General features: G+C 64.8%; 18 protein-coding genes. 11 read left to right on the top strand and 7 right to left on the bottom strand.

Annotated features, from left to right (window positions below; genetic code table 11):
- Positions 1 to 83: 83 nt before the first annotated feature.
- The 4 genes from IVA74_RS23435 (at position 84) to IVA74_RS23450 (ending at position 5,166) form a co-directional block, all read left to right on the top strand.
- Positions 84 to 1,289 carry an ABC transporter substrate-binding protein gene (locus tag IVA74_RS23435; RefSeq protein WP_247348544.1) on the top strand — a complete coding sequence of 402 codons (1,206 nt, stop codon included), beginning with the start codon at positions 84 to 86 and terminating at the stop codon, positions 1,287 to 1,289.
- Positions 1,290 to 1,419: 130 nt separating this feature from the next.
- Positions 1,420 to 2,211, top strand: a complete 792-nt coding sequence (locus tag IVA74_RS23440; RefSeq protein WP_247348547.1) for an enoyl-CoA hydratase — start codon at positions 1,420 to 1,422, stop codon at positions 2,209 to 2,211.
- A 2-nt stretch (positions 2,212 to 2,213) separates the two neighbouring features.
- Complete coding sequence (locus tag IVA74_RS23445; protein WP_247348549.1) at positions 2,214 to 2,963, top strand: hypothetical protein; 750 nt, start codon at positions 2,214 to 2,216, stop codon at positions 2,961 to 2,963.
- Between the two features lie 88 nt (positions 2,964 to 3,051).
- The gene (locus IVA74_RS23450) at positions 3,052 to 5,166 is read left to right on the top strand and encodes an acetate--CoA ligase family protein (protein WP_247348552.1); all 2,115 of its coding nucleotides are present in this window, start codon (positions 3,052 to 3,054) and stop codon (positions 5,164 to 5,166) included.
- A gap of 34 nt (positions 5,167 to 5,200) precedes the next feature.
- On the opposite strand, the gene IVA74_RS23455 is transcribed toward IVA74_RS23450, so the two are convergent.
- Genes IVA74_RS23455 through IVA74_RS23465 form a run of 3 tightly spaced genes read right to left on the bottom strand, consistent with a single transcriptional unit; the run spans position 5,201 to position 8,301 of the window.
- Entirely contained in the window at positions 5,201 to 6,019 is an 819-nt protein-coding gene (locus IVA74_RS23455; protein ID WP_247348555.1) for an enoyl-CoA hydratase/isomerase family protein, read from the bottom strand.
- 39 nt (positions 6,020 to 6,058) lie between these two features.
- Entirely contained in the window at positions 6,059 to 7,219 is a 1,161-nt protein-coding gene (locus tag IVA74_RS23460) for an acyl-CoA dehydrogenase family protein (RefSeq protein WP_211400069.1), read from the bottom strand.
- A 17-nt stretch (positions 7,220 to 7,236) separates the two neighbouring features.
- Complete coding sequence (locus IVA74_RS23465; protein WP_247348557.1) at positions 7,237 to 8,301, bottom strand: acyl-CoA dehydrogenase family protein; 1,065 nt, start codon at positions 8,299 to 8,301, stop codon at positions 7,237 to 7,239.
- 249 nt (positions 8,302 to 8,550) lie between these two features.
- Between IVA74_RS23465 and IVA74_RS23470 the strand changes: the two genes are divergently transcribed.
- Positions 8,551 to 9,336: an SDR family oxidoreductase gene (locus tag IVA74_RS23470; RefSeq protein WP_247348560.1), complete on the top strand. Its 786-nt coding sequence runs from the start codon at positions 8,551 to 8,553 to the stop codon at positions 9,334 to 9,336.
- Between the two features lie 193 nt (positions 9,337 to 9,529).
- On the opposite strand, the gene IVA74_RS23475 is transcribed toward IVA74_RS23470, so the two are convergent.
- On the bottom strand, positions 9,530 to 9,802 hold the full coding sequence (locus IVA74_RS23475) for a GlsB/YeaQ/YmgE family stress response membrane protein (protein ID WP_247348566.1): 273 nt from the start codon (positions 9,800 to 9,802) through the stop codon (positions 9,530 to 9,532).
- A gap of 27 nt (positions 9,803 to 9,829) precedes the next feature.
- Positions 9,830 to 10,444: a YidB family protein gene (locus IVA74_RS23480; protein ID WP_247348569.1), complete on the bottom strand. Its 615-nt coding sequence runs from the start codon at positions 10,442 to 10,444 to the stop codon at positions 9,830 to 9,832.
- 162 nt (positions 10,445 to 10,606) lie between these two features.
- Between IVA74_RS23480 and IVA74_RS23485 the strand changes: the two genes are divergently transcribed.
- Both IVA74_RS23485 and IVA74_RS23490 read left to right on the top strand, forming a co-directional pair.
- Positions 10,607 to 11,614, top strand: coding sequence for a 2-dehydropantoate 2-reductase (locus tag IVA74_RS23485; RefSeq protein ID WP_247348570.1), 1,008 nt, complete (start codon positions 10,607 to 10,609; stop codon positions 11,612 to 11,614).
- A gap of 28 nt (positions 11,615 to 11,642) precedes the next feature.
- Complete coding sequence (locus IVA74_RS23490; RefSeq protein WP_247348572.1) at positions 11,643 to 11,846, top strand: hypothetical protein; 204 nt, start codon at positions 11,643 to 11,645, stop codon at positions 11,844 to 11,846.
- 42 nt (positions 11,847 to 11,888) lie between these two features.
- Here the strand turns inward: IVA74_RS23490 and IVA74_RS23495 are convergent, their stop codons facing one another.
- Complete coding sequence (locus IVA74_RS23495) at positions 11,889 to 12,521, bottom strand: hypothetical protein (protein WP_247348574.1); 633 nt, start codon at positions 12,519 to 12,521, stop codon at positions 11,889 to 11,891.
- Between the two features lie 209 nt (positions 12,522 to 12,730).
- On the opposite strand from IVA74_RS23495, the gene IVA74_RS23500 reads away from it, so the two are divergent.
- Genes IVA74_RS23500 through IVA74_RS23515 form a run of 4 tightly spaced genes read left to right on the top strand, consistent with a single transcriptional unit; the run spans position 12,731 to position 16,326 of the window.
- Positions 12,731 to 14,254: an AMP-binding protein gene (locus IVA74_RS23500; RefSeq protein ID WP_247348576.1), complete on the top strand. Its 1,524-nt coding sequence runs from the start codon at positions 12,731 to 12,733 to the stop codon at positions 14,252 to 14,254.
- A 27-nt stretch (positions 14,255 to 14,281) separates the two neighbouring features.
- The gene (locus IVA74_RS23505; protein WP_247348578.1) at positions 14,282 to 14,920 is read left to right on the top strand and encodes an RraA family protein; all 639 of its coding nucleotides are present in this window, start codon (positions 14,282 to 14,284) and stop codon (positions 14,918 to 14,920) included.
- A gap of 26 nt (positions 14,921 to 14,946) precedes the next feature.
- Positions 14,947 to 15,318, top strand: coding sequence for a cupin domain-containing protein (locus IVA74_RS23510; protein ID WP_247348580.1), 372 nt, complete (start codon positions 14,947 to 14,949; stop codon positions 15,316 to 15,318).
- A gap of 51 nt (positions 15,319 to 15,369) precedes the next feature.
- Positions 15,370 to 16,326, top strand: coding sequence for a tripartite tricarboxylate transporter substrate-binding protein (locus IVA74_RS23515; RefSeq protein ID WP_247348582.1), 957 nt, complete (start codon positions 15,370 to 15,372; stop codon positions 16,324 to 16,326).
- Positions 16,327 to 16,383: 57 nt separating this feature from the next.
- Here IVA74_RS23515 and IVA74_RS23520 read toward each other — a convergent pair whose 3' ends face one another.
- Entirely contained in the window at positions 16,384 to 16,677 is a 294-nt protein-coding gene (locus tag IVA74_RS23520) for a GYD domain-containing protein (protein WP_247348584.1), read from the bottom strand.
- Positions 16,678 to 16,737: the final 60 nt, after the last annotated feature.

Genomic DNA, 16,737 nt, shown 5'->3' on the forward strand with positions numbered 1-16,737 from the left:
CAACAGCTTTAGCCAAGAGCAAGAACCAAGAGCAATAACCAAGCCGCCATCAGAGTACGGCGCGATAAGGGAGGTCTTTTTCGATGAAGCATGTTTTGTCGGGCATTTTTGCCGCCGCATTGGCGCTGAGTGCGAGCGCCGTGCAGGCGCAGGACAAGCCGCCGCTGAAGATCGGCGGCATCCTCGACATGTCGAGCCTGTATGCCGACATCACCGGCCCCGGCAGCGAGACCGCCGCCAAGATGGCCGTGGAGGACTTTGGCGGTGAGGTGCTCGGACGCAAGATCCAGGTGCTGGCCGCCGACCATCAGAACAAGGCCGATCTCTCCGCCAACATCGCCCGCGATATGCTCGACAACCAGGGCGTCGAGATGATCTACGACGTCGCGGCCTCCGCGACCGCGCTTGCCGCCGGCGAGATCGCGAAAGCGCGCAACAAGATCATCATGTTCAACGGCCCGGGCTCCATCCGCCTCAGCAACGAGGCCTGCGGTCCCTATACCATTCACTACGTGTTCGACACCTACGGCCAGGCCAACGTGACCGGCCTCGCGGCCGTGAGGTCGGGCCTCGACACCTGGTTCTTCCTGACCGCCGACTACGCCTTCGGTCAGGATCTGGAGAAGGACACCAGCGCCGTCGTGACCAAGACCGGCGGCAAGGTGCTTGGCAGCGTGCGCCATCCGCTCAACACGTCGGATTTTTCGTCGTTCCTGCTTCAGGCCCAGGCCTCCAAGGCCAAGGTGATTGGCCTTGCCAACGCCGGCGGCGACACCGTCAACGCCATCAAGCAGGCGGCCGAGTTCGGCATCACCAAGGGCGGTCAGAAAGTCTCGCCGCTGCTCGCCTTCGTGACCGATATCGACTCGATCGGGCTCGAGACCGCGCAGGGCCTGTTGCTTGCGGAAGCCTTCTACTGGGATCTCAACGACGACACCCGTGCGTTTTCGAAGCGCTTCCAGGAGCGCATGAAGCGGCCGCCGACCTCGGCGCAAGCCGGCGTCTACTCTTCCGTGACGCACTATCTGAAAGCGGTGAAGGCGGCCGGCACGACCGACGCTGCGACGGTGATCAAGGTGATGAAGGAGACACCGATCAACGACTTCTTCGCCAAAAATGGCAAGATCCGCGAGGACGGCCGCATGATCCACGACATGTACCTGTTCGAGGTCAAGAAGCCGTCGGAGTCCAAGGGCCGCTGGGACGACTACAAGCTGCTCGCCACCGTGCCCGGCAGCGAGGCGTTCCAGTCGCTGGAGCAGTCGCGCTGCCCGCTGGTGAAGAAATAAGGCTCGTCATTGCGAGCGAAGCAATCCAGAGATGTTTCCGCAGAGACGGTCTGGATTGCTTCGTCGCTTCGCTCCTCGCAATGACGGGTGTGGCCAAAGCTCTATCAAACAACAACAAGGGAGACGTCCCATGAGCAACGACATGGTCCTGCAGAAGCTCGAAGGCGGGCTGCTCACCATCACCATGAACCGGCCCGAACGGAAGAACGCGCTCAACCCGGACATGGTCGCCGGGCTGGTCGTGGCGGCGCGGCGCGCGGCGGACGATCCGGAGGTGCGTGCGGTGCTGTTCAAAGGCGCGGGCGGCAGCTTCTGCGTCGGCGGCGACGTCAAGTCGATGGCGGAGGGACGCGCGCCGCCGCCGTTCGAAGTGAAGATGGCGAACCTGCGCCGCGGCATGGAGGTGTCGCGCATCCTGCACCAGATGCCGAAACCCGTGGTGGCGCAGCTCGATGGCGCCGCGGCCGGCGCGGGTCTGTCGATGGCGCTGTCGTGTGACCTCCGCATCGTCTCCGAATCCTGCAAGATCACCACCGCCTTTGCAAAAGTCGGCTTCTCCGGCGATTACGGCGGTACCTATTTCCTCACCCAGCTGCTCGGCAGTGCGCGGGCGCGCGAGCTCTATTTGCTGTCGCCGGTCCTGACCGCGAGGGAGGCTCATGCGATCGGCATGGTGACGAAGGTCGTCCCCGATGCCGAGATCGACACGGCCGCGCACGAGCTGGCGCTGTCGCTGGCGCAGGGCCCTTCCATTGCGCTGGGCTTCATCAAGCGCAACATCAACAATGCCGAGCATCTCGCGCTCGAAGATTGCTTCGACGGCGAGGCGATCCATCACACCCGCTGCAGCGACACCGAGGACCACAAGGAGGCTGCAAAGGCGTTCGTCGAGAAGCGCAAGCCGACCTTCAAGGGCGCATGACGATGGCGCCCTATATGCGGCTGCGGCAGATTTGCCTGGTCGCGCCGCAGCTCGCGCCTGTCATCTCCGACATCGCGGAAATCATGGGCCTCGCCGTCTGCTATCGCGACGGCAATGTCGCAAAATACGGCCTGGAGAACGCGCTGCTTCCGGTCGACACGATTCTGCTGGAGGTCGTCGCACCGTTCAAGGACGGCACCACCGCCGGTCGCTTCATCGAAAAGAGCGGCGGGCGCGGCGGCTACATGGCGATCTTCTGCTGCAACGATCCCGACGAGCGCGGCTGTAACGCCAACGCGCTTGGCGTGCGCACGGCCAACGTCATAGACCACGCGCCCTATCACGGCGTGCAGCTCCATCCCCGCGACTGCCGCGCCGCCTTCATCGAGTTCAACCACACCGAGGGCAGCGACGACATTTTGGGGCCGTATCCGCCGGCGGGGCCGGACTGGCAGAAATTTATCCGCAAGGACGTGACGCAGACGTTGACGAGCGTGGAGATGCAGAGCCCGGATCCAACAGGGCTGGCCGAGCATTGGGGCAAGATCATCGGCGTTGCGCCGAGTGGCGATACCGAATTGAAGCTGCCCAATGCGACCTTCCGCTTCGTCAAAGGCGCCGGCGAGATCATGAGCGGGCTGGAGTTTCGGGTTGCGGACAAAGCACAGGTGCTGCATGCGGCCAAGGCAAAGGGGCTTGCGGTTGCAGGCGACGAGTTTTTGCTCGGCGGGGTGACGTTCCGCGTCAGTTGATCCCTTGATCGTTATCCGTCACCCCGAGGTGCTCGCCGCTTCGGTGAGCCTCGAAGGGCGACGGCTACCGGCGAGTAAGGAACGTCACATGCCGCATCCGCTCGACAGCTTCTTCGCACCAGCAAGCATCGCGTTGATCGGCGCCTCGCGCGATCACGAGAAGATTCCCGGCCGGCTGTTGTCGATGTTGCGCAAGAACGAGTATCCCGGAAAAATCTACCCGGTGAACCCGAACTACGCCGAGATCGACGGGCTCATTTGCTACAAATCGATCACGGAGATCCGCGCGCCGATCGATCTCGCCGTCATCATCATTCCCGCACGCGCCGTGCTTGCCGCGCTCGAACAATGCGCCGCCGCCGGCGTCAGGAACGCAGTGATCATCTCCTCCGGATTTGCCGAGGAAGGTGGCGACAGCGCGGCGATGCAGGACGCGATCGCGGCGCTGGCCGGGCGCACCGGCATGCGGATTTCCGGTCCGAACGCCGAGGGCTTTTTCAGCCAGATGCAGCGTGTGGCGGCAACGTTCAGTCCCGCCGTGGACGTCAAGCCGGGCGTGGCGCCGCTGGTCGCGACGACGAAACGGATCGGCATTGTCGCGCAGAGCGGCGGCATCGGCTTTGCCTATTATCACCGCGCCAAGGCGATCGGCATTGCCGTGAGCTATGTCGTCAGTGCGGGCAACGAATCCGATCTGGGGGCCGGTGAATTTTTGGATTACATGGTGCAGGACGCCGCGACCGACGTGATCCTGCTGTTCATCGAAGGCATTCGCGACGTCGACAAGTTTCTCGCGGCAGCGCGCCGGGCAGCCGAGCTGAAGAAGCCTGTCATCGTGACAAAAGTCGGCCGCTCCGGCGCCGGGATGCGCGCGGCCGCCTCGCACACCGCGAGCATGGCCGGGTGGTCGGCGGCCTACGACGCCGTGTTTGCCAAATATGGCTTCATCGTCTCCAACGATCTCGACGAGGCGCTGACGATCGCAGCAGTGCTTGCGAGCAATCCGTTGCCGAAAGGCGATCGCGTCGCCGTGGTCACCGTCTCCGGCGGTGCCGGCATCTGGGGCGCCGATGCCGTGGCGCGGCAAGGCTTGCAAGTGCCGGAGCTCTCCGGAAAAATCCAGGCGGAGATCAAGACGCTGATGCCGTCCTACGGCACCGCGCGCAATCCGATCGACGTCACAGCGCAAGGCGTGACGTCGGGGGGCTTGCAAAAGAGCGTTGATCTGCTGACTGCTTCGGACGAGGTCGATGCAATTCTGGTCTTGCTGTCGCTGTCGAGCGAGGTGCGCAAGCCCTTCAGGGAAGCGGAGCTGAAGCCGGTATTGGCCGCGCAGCACAAGCCCGTGGTGTTTTACTCCTATACGGTGCCGTCGGACTTCGCCCGGCACGAGCTTGCCAAATCCGGCGTCGTTGTGCTGTCCGGTCTGACTCATGTCGGTGTGGCGATGCGGCAGCTGGTCGACTACGCCAATTTCAAACTGCAGAAGCCGGCGGATGGGGCGGAGCTGCCCGCGCGCGATCTCTCGGCGCATCTGACTTCATCGGTTCTGTCCGAGGCCGACAGCAAGGAATTGCTTCGCGCCGCCGGCGTTGTGCTGCCGGCCGAAGTGCTGGTGAAAGAGAAGGACGAGTTGGACGCGGCCGTCGCGGGCGTCGGTTTCCCGCTGGTGATGAAAATCCAGTCGCCGGACATTGCGCACAAGAGCGAGGTCGGCGGCGTGCGCGTCAATATCACCACCAAGGGCGAGGTGTTTCTTGGGTTCGAAGCGCTGCTCAACAATGCGCGCAAGCACCGGCCGGATGCCGTAATTCAAGGCGTGCTGGTCGCGCCGATGGCGAAGAAAGGCGTCGAGATCATCATCGGCACGATGACGGACAAGACCTTCGGGCCGATGGTGATGGTCGGCCTCGGCGGTATCACCACGGAGCTGTTCCGCGACGTCGTCTACCGCCCGGCGCCCGTGAGCGCGAAAGAAGCCGGCGCGATGCTGGCGAGCCTGAAGGCCGCGCCGTTGTTGAATGGTTTTCGGGGAGCGGCGAAGGCGGATGTCGCGGCGGCGTCGCAACTGATTGCCGACATCTCCGTGCTTGCGTCACGGCATGCAGAGGAAATCGCGGAGATCGAGCTCAACCCGGTGCACGTGCACCCGGAGGGGCAGGGCGTCACGATCGTCGATGCGCTGGTGGTGGGGCGGGGTTAATCCCTCTCCCACAAGGGGAGAAGGAAGAGCGCAATCACCGCCCCTTGAAATTCGCCACACGCCGTTCTTCCGTGGCCTTCACGCCTTCCTTGAAATCCTCCGTCGCGCGCAGCCGGGTCTGCTCCTCGAGCTCGTGATTGGTCGCGGCCATGACGCGGTCGGCCAAGTCGGCGCGCATCGTCGCGCGGGTGGAGACGAGGCCGAGCGGGGAGCATTCGGCGATCTCGCCGGCGAGCTTCAGTGCGGCCGCCTTGACCTGGTCCTGCGGCACCAGCTCGTTGGCGAGGCCCCATTTGACCGCTTCCTGGCCGGTGACGCGGCGGCTGGTGTAGAACATCAGCTCGGCGTTGTTCTTGCCGATCAGCTCGGGCAGCGTCACGGTCAGGCCGAAGCCGGGATGGAAGCCGAGTTTTGTAAAGTTCGCGGAGAAGCGTGCTTCGGGGCAGGTGACGCGGAAGTCCGCGGACACCGCGAGCCCGAGCCCGCCGCCGATGGCGGCGCCCTGCACGGCTGCAACGATCGGTTTCTTGGCGCGGAAGATGCGCACCGCCTGGATGTAGAGATGGTTGATCGCGCCGAGGCTGTCGGCCGGATCGCCCTTGGCGGTTTTCTCGGCTTCGCGCGCCTCCTGCGCCTGTCGCGCCGGGTCCTTGAAATTGGCGCCGGCGCAGAACGCCTTGCCTTGCGCGGACAGCACCGAGCTGCGGATCTCGATGTCGCGATCGAATTCGTCGAGCGCATCCGCGATCTGGTTGATCAACGAGATGTCGAAGAAGTTCAGCGGCGGGCGACGAATCTCGATGGTGCCGACATGCCCGACCTTCTCGACGCCGATATCTTTATAGGTGCTCATGATGTCCTCGAAGAGTTAGCGCAAACCAGGTCCGCGCGCCTAGCGCAAACCAAGTCCGCGGGCGATGATGCCGCGCAGCACCTCGGTGGTGCCGCCCTGGATGGTGAGTTTCGGTGCGGTCTTGATGGCGAAGTCGAGCTGCCGCTCCAGCGTCTCGCGGTTGGTCGCGGTCTCCTCGACGAAGGCGGCGAGATCGCGCACGCGGTGCGGCAGCTGCTGCTCCCACACCGTGCCGATGTCCTTGACGATGGACGCTTCCACCACCGGCTCCTTGCCGGCCTGCAACATGCCGGCAACCGAGACCGACATCCGCCGCATGGTGTGGAGCTGCGCCACCAGCCGGCCGATGCCTTCGGCACTGCGCGTGTCCGGATTGGGGCCGACCGCGCGAACCAGCTCGGTCAGCACGTAATAGGTCTCCAGAAAACGCTCGGGGCCCGAGCGTTCATAGGCTAGCTCGCTCGTCGCCTGCTTCCAGGCGCCGTCGACTTCGCCGAGCACGTGATCGTCAGGCACGAAGAAATCGGTGAAGACGACCTCGTTGAACTCGTACTGGCCGGTGATCTGGCCGATCGGGTTCACCTGGATGCCCGGCTGCTTCATCTTGACCAGAAACTGCGTCAGGCCGTGACGGCGGTTTTCCTTGGTCGGTTGCGACGTCCGGAAGATCGCGATCATGTAGTCGGCGATGTGCGCCGACGAGGTCCAGATCTTGGTGCCGTTGATGAGATAGCCGCCGTCGGTCTTGGTCGCGCGCGTCTTCGCGGCGAACAGGTCCGAGCCGGAGTTCGGCTCGCTCATGCCGATCGCAAAGCAGATCTCGCCGCGGCAAATGCGCGGCAGGATGTCCATCTTGATATTTTCCGGGGCGTATTTCAGCAGCACCGGCCCGCTCTGGCGATCGGCGACGAAGAAGCGCCGTGTCGGCGCATTGGCCACGCGCATTTCCTCGGTCACCACGTAACGTTCGAGGAACGAGCGCTCCTGGCCGCCATATTTCTTCGGCCAGGTCATGCCCAGCCAGCCCTTGGCGCCGACCCGGCGGGAAAATTCCGGCGCGTCGGTGTCTTCGCGGTTCGGCTTATGCGGATCGAAAGTGCCGGCGGCGATTTCCTCCGCGAGGAAGGCGCGCACTTCCTTGCGCAATTGCTCGCATTTTTCAGGCAGGCGGATCGGATCGAAACGGAGGGCAGCGGTCATTGTTGTCTCGTCCCTGATCAGCGCGAAGCCACGAGCGGCCACAATTCATCGGCACCGCGGTTTGCGACCAGCTTGCCGAGCTCGACGGCCCAATGGCTCTCCGAACCGAAATCGTCGCGCCAGGCCAGCGCCCGCAGCGAATAGCGATGCAGGATGTGCTCCAGGGTGAAGCCGATCGCGCCATGCACCTGATGCGCGATGGCGCCGCCCTTTTCCGCAGCTTCCGCGCAGCGGATTTTTGCCGAGGCGGCTTCGAGGTAGACCGCGTCGTCGAACGACTTTGCATTGGCGATGGCGTCGGCCGCGGAGGTCGCAGCCGCAAGCGCAGCAGCCGACTCGCCGGCGAGGCGGGCGAGGTTGTGCTGCACCGCCTGGAATTTGGAGATCTTCTTCTCGAAGGCGACGCGCTCGTTGGAATAGCGCACCGAGATGTCGAGCATCGCTTCCAGCGCGCCCGCAATCTGAAGGCTGCGCGCGACGCCGCCCATCAGCATCAGGGTGGTTTGGTCAAAGCCCTTCGGGGCGGGCTTGATGGTGACGGGCTGCACCTTGTCGAGCGTGACGGTGTCGCTGTGGTCATAGCCGACATTGAGCCCGGTCTCGATCCGCCCCTTGCTGGCGTCGACCAGCGCGATCGCAGCGCCGTCCTTGCCGTGTGCCAGCACTGCGAAGTGCTTTGCCGCTTTCGCAAACGGAACGCCGCGGGCGCGGCCGGAGAGCGCGCCGTCGGCGTCGCGCGTGATCCGGTCCTTCGGCGAGGCCGGCAGCAGCGTCATCTCTCCCTCTGGGGAAGGAATCTTCGCCTGCGCCAGCAGCCAGCCGGCCAGCATGGTCTCGGCCAGGGGAACCGCGACTGCGAAACGGCCGGCGGCGTTCAGCAGCGCAAAGCCGTCGGCAAGGCTCGCGCCGGAGCCGCCGAGATCGTCGGGCACCCAGGACAGCGGCAGGCCGGCTTCGCTCAGCGCGTGCCACAGCGGCGCCTGCCACGAATCCTTCTTGTCGTTGTTGACGGTCTGCGGATCGGCGAGATCGGCGAAGATCTTCTCCGCGGTCTCGACGACGATATTGTAACTCTCCGCCACAGCGTTCCCCGTGTTTTGCCATTGGCGCATCCGGCCCGAAAGGGCAGGGCGCGCAGGTTCTTCTTGCGCCGGATGATCGGAAAAAGCCATGGCCCTGACAAGCGTTGATCGCAGGTCAACCTGCGGCGCGGGCATGGGCGATAAGCTAATTCCGCTTAGCGGAGTTTGCTGATTTGCAGGGCGCGGCAAACTCGCTAAACAAGACCAGCTACCTCAGGCTTGCATCAAAGACATTGGAAGGAAATCAGGATGGCAAAGGACAGTTTGTGCGCAATCGTGACGGGGTCCGCCTCCGGCCTGGGCGCTGCGACCGCGGAAATTCTCGCACGGAGCGGGGCGCGGCTCATCATCAACTATTCCTCGAGCCAGAAGGAAGCGGAGGCGACCGCGGAGCTTTGCCGCAAGGCGGGCTCGCCGGAAGTTCTGGTCGCGCAGGGCGACGTTTCGAAAGATGACGATTGCCGCAAGATCGTCGCGGCAGCCAGCGGCTGGGGCCGGCTCGACGTGCTCGTCAACAACGCCGGCACCACCAAGCATGTCGCCCATGCCGATCTCGATGGATTGTCGGCGGAAGATTTCCAGCGCCTCTACGGCGTCAATACCATCGGCCCGTTCCAGATGGTACGTGCGGCACGCAGCCTGCTCGAGGCCGGCGCGAAAGCCTCGGAGCGGCCGTCCGCCGTGGTCAACGTGTCCTCGGTCGCCGGCATCAGCGGCGTCGGCTCGTCGATCGCCTATGCCGCGAGCAAGGGCGCGCTCAACACCATGACGCTGTCGCTGTCACGCGCGCTGGCGCCGCTGATCCGCGTCAACACGGTGTGTCCCGGTTATATCGACACGCCCTGGTTCACCAAGGGCCGCGGCGAGGCGGGTGCCAAGCAGGTGCGCGACAGCGTCGTGGCGAAGGTGCCGCTGAAGGTCGCGTCATCAGCGGAAGACATCGCCCAGCTCGTCTGCTTCCTGGCGATGCCTGCCTCCAGCAACATGACCGGCGAGGTCGTGCGCATGGATGCGGGGATGCATTTGATTACGTGAGCTCGCTCCGCTAGCGCGGCAAACACAACCGTCGTCCCGGCGCAGGCCGGGACCCATAACCACAGGCCGTGGTTGTCGTTCGAAATCGACAACTACCGATCTTCGCCAAACCAAATTCGGTGGCTATGGGTCCCGGCCTTCGCCGGGACGACACTGAATTTCTTGGCAGGCCACGCTGCAAAGCGACGGCGGGCTACCCCTTGATCACGCCACTCGCGACCAGTCGGTGCCAGATGAACAGCACCACCACCGCGCCGATGGTGGCCATGATGAATCCGGCGCCCTGGTCGGGACTGTAGTGTCCGATCGCCTGGCCGACGAAGGTCGCGAGAAATGCGCCGACGATGCCGAGGATGGTGGTGAGGATGAAGCCGCTCGGGTTGTTCGGTCCCGGCGCCAGCCAGCGCGCGATGAGGCCGGCGATGAAGCCGACGACGATGATCCACAACAAGCCACCCATGCTCATGTCCGTGCTCCCCTCGTTTGACTCAAATCAGATTCTGCCCGAGATCTCGTTTTCGGTCGGCAGCCGTCCGTCCGGCGTCAGATGGTCGATCACCTTCGGCAGATACTGGCTGAGGCCGGAGAGCAACTCGTCGCGCGACAGGCCGCTCTGGGCGGACAGGCTCTCGATCTGGTCGGCGCCGAGCGCGTTGGCGAGATCGCCGGGCGCGATCGCCTTGTTCTCGCCCTTGCCGACCCAGGTATTGGCGGCCTCGCCGTGGCCGCCCTGCTGAAGCTGGTTGAGGAGATCGCCGAGACCGCCGCTGAGCACGCTGCCGGCCGCGCCACCCGCGAGCAGGCCGCCAAGGCCGCCCTTGAGCAGGTCACCGAGGCCGCCGCCTCCGCCAAGTGCGCCTCCAAGACCACCTCCAAGTCCGCCGCCAGCACCCGCATTCACCGGCGGGGGCAGGTGCGTCGGCGTCGGGGACTGCTGCGGTGCCGCGCCGGGCTGGCCCGCGGTCACGTGCTTGAACGCCTTCCAGGCGAGCAGGCCAAGGAGCGCCATGGTCATCGGCGACATGCCGCCCGAGGACTTCTCAGAGCTTGGCGTGCTGGGGCCGCGCGGGCCGTTCTGCATGCCGTTGAGGACATCGAGTAGACCCATGGTGCTCTCCTTTGGCGTTCTCGTCGGCGAGCTCTCGCCGCTGATCGGCCCCCGGGCAAAAACATATGAGGCTCTCATGACGGTTACAAGGCGGATGCGGCGCGATGGGCAGCAGGCCTCGCCTCTGCTATCGAAGGCCGGCCATTCGGGGAGCAAGGCGAGGTGATGACGGATCGACCGATCGTGGTGGCCGGCGCGGGCGCCATCGGATGTTTCGTCGGCGGCATGCTGACGGCTGGCGGCCGCCGCGTCGCGCTGCTGGTGCGGCCGCGGGTGAAGGCCGAGATCGAACGGTTCGGCCTGCTTCTGACCGATTTCGACGGCTCCGAGAAGAAGCTCGACCCCGGCCAACTTGCGCTGTCGGAAGATCCCGCGATCTTCCACAGCGCCGGTATCGTGCTGGTCACGGTGAAGAGCGCCGACACGGCCGGTGTCGCGGAGCAGATCGCGCAGCATGCGCCGCAGGATGCCGTCATCGTCTCGCTGCAAAACGGCGTCGGCAATGTCGCGGTGCTGCGCGAGCGCCTCGGCGGCCGCCGCGTAATCGCCGGCATGGTGCCTTTCAACGTGATCGGGATGGGCGAGGGCCACTTCCACCGCTCGACCTCCGGCGACATTCATGTTGGCGAAGACGAGGCGAACACGGCCGCAGCGCTGTCGGCGCCGGGGCTCGTCATGCACGCGAGCCGCGACATCACAGGCGTGCAATGGGGCAAGCTGATCATCAATTTGAATAATGCGCTCAGCGCCTTGTCCGATGTGCCGCTCGCCGCGCAACTGGCGAACCGCGGCTGGCGAAGGCTGTTCGCCGATCAGATGGCGGAGGGGCTGACCGCGATGAAAGCCGCCGGCATCACTCCGGTCTCGGCGACGCCGATCCCGTCGTCCTGGATGCCGACCTTGCTGAGACTGCCTGATCCGATCTTCAACCTGATCCTGGGAAGGACGATGAAGATCGATCCCGAGGCGCGTTCCTCGATGTGGCAGGATTTGAAGCAGGGCCGCAAGACCGAGATCGACTATCTCCAGGGCGCGATCATCGCGCTCGCCGAACAGAACAGCATCGACGTGCCGCTGTCGCGCCGCATTGTTGCGCTGATCAACGAGGCTGAGGCCGCGGGCAAGGGCCCGCCGCGGCTGACGCCGCAGCAGATCCACGGCGTTGCATGAGCTCACGCCGGCCGACGGGAGAATTGCGATGAAACGCTATTTGACGATCGGGGTCGCATTGGCCGCCCTCTGCGCAGGTTCCACGTTTGCCCAGGCAAGGCCGCCGACCGTCACGAATTCGCCCGGCTATGACGCACGCCTGAAGGAAAGCCGCTCACAGTTGGGTAGCTCACCCGCAGCAACCGCACCGGTGGTCAAGCCGAAGCGCAGCAAGACGAAGCGGACGAACTGAGGCTGGGAGACGGATCTCCATCCAATGACGGCTGTGGCTAGCTCAGCCCTTCTTCGCGGGCTTGCTCGGCGTCGGGCTGAACAGCTTCTTCAGATCATTCAATCCATCCGACAGCCGCGGCCATTCGCAGGAGAACGAGCCCTTGGTGCAGGGCGCGCCCTTCGGCCGCGGCCGTGCGTCGCCGATGGCGGCCTGCTGCACTTTCGGCCGCTCGACCGGCACAGGCACACGCTCGACCTCGGTTTGCAGCGCGACCCGCTGGAGCTGTTGCGCCTGTTGTTCCTGCTGCTCGCGCTGCTGGCGCGCGACCGCCTGGGCGGCTTCATTGCTGCGGCGCTGAACGGCGAGATAGGCGGTGTAGGATTCGTCGATCTTCTTCTGCTCCTCCGGCGTCGGATTGGGGCCGGCGATGTCAAAGCTGCGGTCCTGGAGGAAGTCGTAATAGGAGTAGCCGCCGCCGGCCTTGCGCCGGCCGGCGAATTTCGCGTTGCAGTCGGCGAGCGCGGAGGTTTTCTCGGTCTTGGTCGCGGCTTTCTCGGCGGCGTCGGCGCATGCCTCGAAGTCAACAGGCGCGCGTTTCCACCATTGTGCCTGGGCATGCGACGGCGCCAGCAGGAAAAATCCTGCTGCCGCCAAGACAAGCGCCGCACGACGCGATGCAACTACGTCCGACATTCTACGAGAGCATTCCTTGCAAAACTCAACCCGAACTGAGTCGGGTCGGATTTTTGCCCCTTTATGGCCGGCTTGTCACCCATGGAACCCGGGAAATTCATGGCTGCGATGCTGACATTTTTTGCTTGACGTGGCGCAGGAGTCACAGCGTCACTTCATCCTGCGGTTGCCTCGTTGGCGACGCCAAGAAGACGAAGTGGAAACGCCTGATGCTGCTGCCCTTGTCCGATGTGCCGCGCTGGTACGCCGAGCGCAAACCTCAAGGCACGATCGCCGTCCGTCACGGGCAGGACACGCTGACATGGGACGCGCTTGAGCGCGGCGCCAACCGGCGCGCACGGGCGTTTGCGGCCAAGGGCGTCAAGCCCGGTGATTTCGTCGCGATCGGATTGCCCAACGGCAATTCATTCTTCGAGACTTCTTTTGCGGTGTGGAAATGCGGCGCGACGCCGACCTCGCTGTCATGGCGCCTGCCGCGCGGCGAAGCCGCCGCGGTGCTCGACATCCTGAAGCCGGCGCTGGTGGTCGGCGGCGAAACCGACTGGAATGCGCCGAACCGTCTGCCCGCGGATTTCGTACCGGAAGGATTTTCCGACGAGCCGCTCACCGCACCGGTGGCGCGCTATTGGAAAGCCATGACCAGCGGTGGCTCGACCGGCCGGCCGAAGGTGATCCTCGATCACCAGCCGGCGGTGACCGACACGGCCGCCGCGCCGCCGCTCAACATCCCCTTCGGGGTCTCGCTGCTCAATCCCGGTCCGCTCTACCACAATGCGCCGTTCATCGTGTCGCACTACGCGCTGTTTACCGGCGGCCAGCTCACCGGCCTCGTCAAGTTCGACGCCGAGGAGGCGCTGCGACAGATCGCGCGCGAGCGCGTGCAATGGGTCAATTTCGTGCCGACCATGATGCACCGGATCTGGGCGCTGCCGGAGCACGTGCGCAATGCCTACGATGTGTCGAGCCTGCAGACCGTCTTCCACATGGCCGCTCCGATGCCGCCCTGGCTGAAGGAAAACTGGATCGCCTGGCTCGGGCCTGAGCGGATCTGGGAGCTCTATGGCGGCACCGAGCGGCAAGGCTCATGCATCATCTCCGGCACGGAATGGCTGACGCACAAGGGCTCGGTCGGCAAGATCGGCGAGATGGCGCGCCTGCGCATCGTCGGCGAGGACGGCAACGACGTGGCGCCGGGCGAGAGCGGCGAGATTTATTTCCTCAACAATGACGGCAAGGACGCGACCTATCACTATCTCGGCGCCGAGCCGAAGCGCCGCGCGGATGGCTGGGAGTCGCTCGGCGACATCGGCAGGCTGGATGCGGAAGGCTATCTCTATCTCGGTGACCGCCTTGCCGACATGGTGTTGCGCGGAGGTGCCAACATCTATCCGGCCGAGATCGAGGCCGCGGTCTCTGAGTGTCCCGGCGTGCGCTCCTGCGTGGTGGTGGGATTGCCCGATCCGGAACTGGGCCAGCGCGTGCACGCCATCATCGAGCCGGAGGGCGACGCGGACGGTCAGGTGATCGCCGACGGCATGGCGGATTTCCTGAAGGAACGGCTGAGCCGCTACAAGCATCCCGAGAGCTTTGAGATCGTCAGCGCCCCGCCGCGCGATGATTCCGGTAAAGTTCGCCGCACGCTGTTGCGCGATGAGCGCGCGGCGTGGATGAAGGAGGGGCGCGCCTTCCGGATCCTGCCGGCGCAGGCGCAGGCGCGGGCGCGCGCCGAGTAAGACAATTCACGGGAAGGACTGACGATCATGACCATCACCATCGCTGCGAACTCTGTGCCGAAGCCGCCGGCCGAGATCATCGAGGGTTTTCGCGGTGCGCCGACCTCGGTCATTTCGGACAATCTCGCCCGGCTGCCGGGTGCCGTCGGGCTAAAGCCCTATCATCGCGGCGGCAAGCTGGTGGGCACGGCCTTCACGATCCGCACCCGGCCCGGCGACAATCTCGCCATCCACCGCGCGCTCGAACTGGTCGGTCCGGGCGACGTCATCGTGGTCGATGGCGGCGGCGACGAGACGCGGGCGCTGGTCGGCGAGATCATGAAGACTATCGCGCAGTGGCGCAAAGCCGAAGGCTATGTGATCGACGGCGCGATCCGCGACGTTGCGGCGTTCGCGGCCGACGACTTTCCCTGCTACGCCCGCGCGGTGATCCACCGCGGTCCCTATAAGAACGGCCCCGGCGAGATCAATTTGCCTGTTTCGATCGGCGGCAGCGTGATCTCGCCCGGCGACATCGTGGTCGGCGACGAGGACGGCGTGGTGTCGTTTCCCGCCGCCGGTGCCGCGGCGCTGCTGGAAGCGGTGCGGGCCCAGGTCGCGCGCGAGGAGGAGACGCTGAAGGCGATCCGCGAGGGCCGCTATCAGGGCTCGTATGGAAAATCCTGATCAGAAAAAAAGAAGGGGAGGATGGCGTGAGCCAGAAAGAGGAATTCCACAATCTCGACGATACCGGCGACGGGCTGCTTCGCGAACTCGCGGCAGGGGTGACCACGCGCATCTTCTCCGGCGAGCAGGCGATGCTGTCGGTGGTGACGCTGGCGCCGCATGCGGAGGGCACGCTGCACCATCATCCCGAGGAGCAATGGGGCGTGCTGCTCGACGGCTCCGCGATCCGCGTCCAGGGCGACGAAGAGATTCCCGTGAAGAAGGGCGATTTCTGGCGCACGCCCGGTAATGTGCCGCATACCATGCGCGCCGGCCCCGACGGCGCCCGCGTGCTGGACATCTTTAGTCCACCGCGGCCAGAATACAGAAAAGCGGGGTCCGGTTTCGGAACGGCTTAAAGCGCTCACAAACAAAAAAGCAAAGCGCGAAGGCAAAACAGGGAGGACAACATGACGATCACACGACGGGCGCTGCTGGCTGCGCCCGCCATCCTCGCGATGGCACCGGCAAGCGCACAGGCCTCAAAAATCACGCTGGTGGTGCCGTTTCCGCCGGGCGGATCGACCGATGCGATGGCGCGGCTGCTCCAGAGCCATCTGCAAACCAAGCTCAATCGCATCGTCATTGTCGAGAACAAGTCGGGCGCCGCCGGCGCGCTCGGCGCGGCGCAGGTCGCCAAGAGCCCGCCTGACGGCTCCACGTTCCTGGTCACCTTCGATTCTCACGCGGTGATCCCGTCCATCCTCGACAAGCCGCCCGTTGATGTCGAGCGCGAGCTGATACCGGTGTTGCTGGTCGGCACCGCGCCCTACGTGATCGCGGCCGGTGCGGGCCGTCCCTATAAGAGCTTTGCCGACGTGGTGGCGGCCTGCAAGGCGACGCCCGGCGCAGTGAAATATGCCTCCGTCGGCATCGGCACGCTCGGCCATCTCGCCATGACCGTGCTCGGCAACAAGGCCGGCGTCGAGATCATGCACGTGCCCTATCGCGGCGGCGGTCCCGCGATGAACGACGTGCTCGGCGGCCATGTCGATCTGATCGCGGGATCGGCGGCGCTGGTCGCAGCGCAGCTCGGCACCAACATGCTGCGTCCGATCCTGCAACTCGGCCGCGAGCGGCTGCCGGGCCTGCCGGATACGCCGACCGCGATCGAGGCGGGCTTTCCGGATTTCGAGACGCTGGCATGGTGGGGCATCTTCGCGCCCACGGGTACGCCGCCTGACATCGTCGCAGCCCTCGCGACGGCGTCCAGGGAGATCCTGAGCGAGCCCGCGACCGCGGCGCAGCTCAAGGAGACCCAGCAGATGACGCTGCTGCTCGAGGACGGCCTCGCCTTCAAAACCTTCTTCGACAAGCAGGTCGCCACTTGGGGCAAGGTGGTGAAGGACAATAATATCAGGGCGTGAGAGGCCCCTTCCCGGGATTGCCATCCCAGGTCCGGTGCGCTGGCGCGGGCTTGAACGTCAGAGCATCTTGCCAACGATCTTTGTCATATCTGCTGCCGAAAACGCGCGCAGCGTTTCGGTGCGGACATTGCCAAGCGCGCTGAGACTAAGGCTGAGCGACATTGCGGCAGCCTCATCTGGAGCCTCGAGAACGGTCACAACGTCATATCGTCCCTGCGTCCAGACGATCTCTTTCACGGTCACGCCGAACGTTTTGGCCATTTCCTTGAAAGCGTCGACCCGCTTCGGCGAGTCCTTGACGTTGCGGACTCCCTGATCAGTGAAGTTCCCCAGCACGACATAGGTTACCATGGTCGTCCTCCCTGGTTAGAACCCAGATACAATTCTCGCTTGAGGAAACTGCGCCGAGTT

The sequence above is a fragment of the Bradyrhizobium sp. 132 genome, assembly GCF_023074185.1.
Taxonomy (GTDB): Bacteria; Pseudomonadota; Alphaproteobacteria; order Rhizobiales; family Xanthobacteraceae; genus Bradyrhizobium.

Coding starts and splice junctions, on each gene's coding strand:
- IVA74_RS23490 (WP_247348572.1), top strand. CDS start 11,643: ATGAAACGCTATTTGACGATCGGGGTCGCATTGGCCGCCCTCTGCGCA.
- IVA74_RS23520 (WP_247348584.1), bottom strand. CDS start 16,677: ATGGTAACCTATGTCGTGCTGGGGAACTTCACTGATCAGGGAGTCCGC.
- IVA74_RS23500 (WP_247348576.1), top strand. CDS start 12,731: ATGCTGCTGCCCTTGTCCGATGTGCCGCGCTGGTACGCCGAGCGCAAA.
- IVA74_RS23450 (WP_247348552.1), top strand. CDS start 3,052: ATGCCGCATCCGCTCGACAGCTTCTTCGCACCAGCAAGCATCGCGTTG.
- IVA74_RS23515 (WP_247348582.1), top strand. CDS start 15,370: ATGACGATCACACGACGGGCGCTGCTGGCTGCGCCCGCCATCCTCGCG.
- IVA74_RS23455 (WP_247348555.1), bottom strand. CDS start 6,019: ATGAGCACCTATAAAGATATCGGCGTCGAGAAGGTCGGGCATGTCGGC.
- IVA74_RS23460 (WP_211400069.1), bottom strand. CDS start 7,219: ATGACCGCTGCCCTCCGTTTCGATCCGATCCGCCTGCCTGAAAAATGC.
- IVA74_RS23505 (WP_247348578.1), top strand. CDS start 14,282: ATGACCATCACCATCGCTGCGAACTCTGTGCCGAAGCCGCCGGCCGAG.
- IVA74_RS23440 (WP_247348547.1), top strand. CDS start 1,420: ATGAGCAACGACATGGTCCTGCAGAAGCTCGAAGGCGGGCTGCTCACC.
- IVA74_RS23495 (WP_247348574.1), bottom strand. CDS start 12,521: ATGTCGGACGTAGTTGCATCGCGTCGTGCGGCGCTTGTCTTGGCGGCA.
- IVA74_RS23470 (WP_247348560.1), top strand. CDS start 8,551: ATGGCAAAGGACAGTTTGTGCGCAATCGTGACGGGGTCCGCCTCCGGC.
- IVA74_RS23445 (WP_247348549.1), top strand. CDS start 2,214: ATGGCGCCCTATATGCGGCTGCGGCAGATTTGCCTGGTCGCGCCGCAG.
- IVA74_RS23480 (WP_247348569.1), bottom strand. CDS start 10,444: ATGGGTCTACTCGATGTCCTCAACGGCATGCAGAACGGCCCGCGCGGC.
- IVA74_RS23435 (WP_247348544.1), top strand. CDS start 84: ATGAAGCATGTTTTGTCGGGCATTTTTGCCGCCGCATTGGCGCTGAGT.
- IVA74_RS23475 (WP_247348566.1), bottom strand. CDS start 9,802: ATGAGCATGGGTGGCTTGTTGTGGATCATCGTCGTCGGCTTCATCGCC.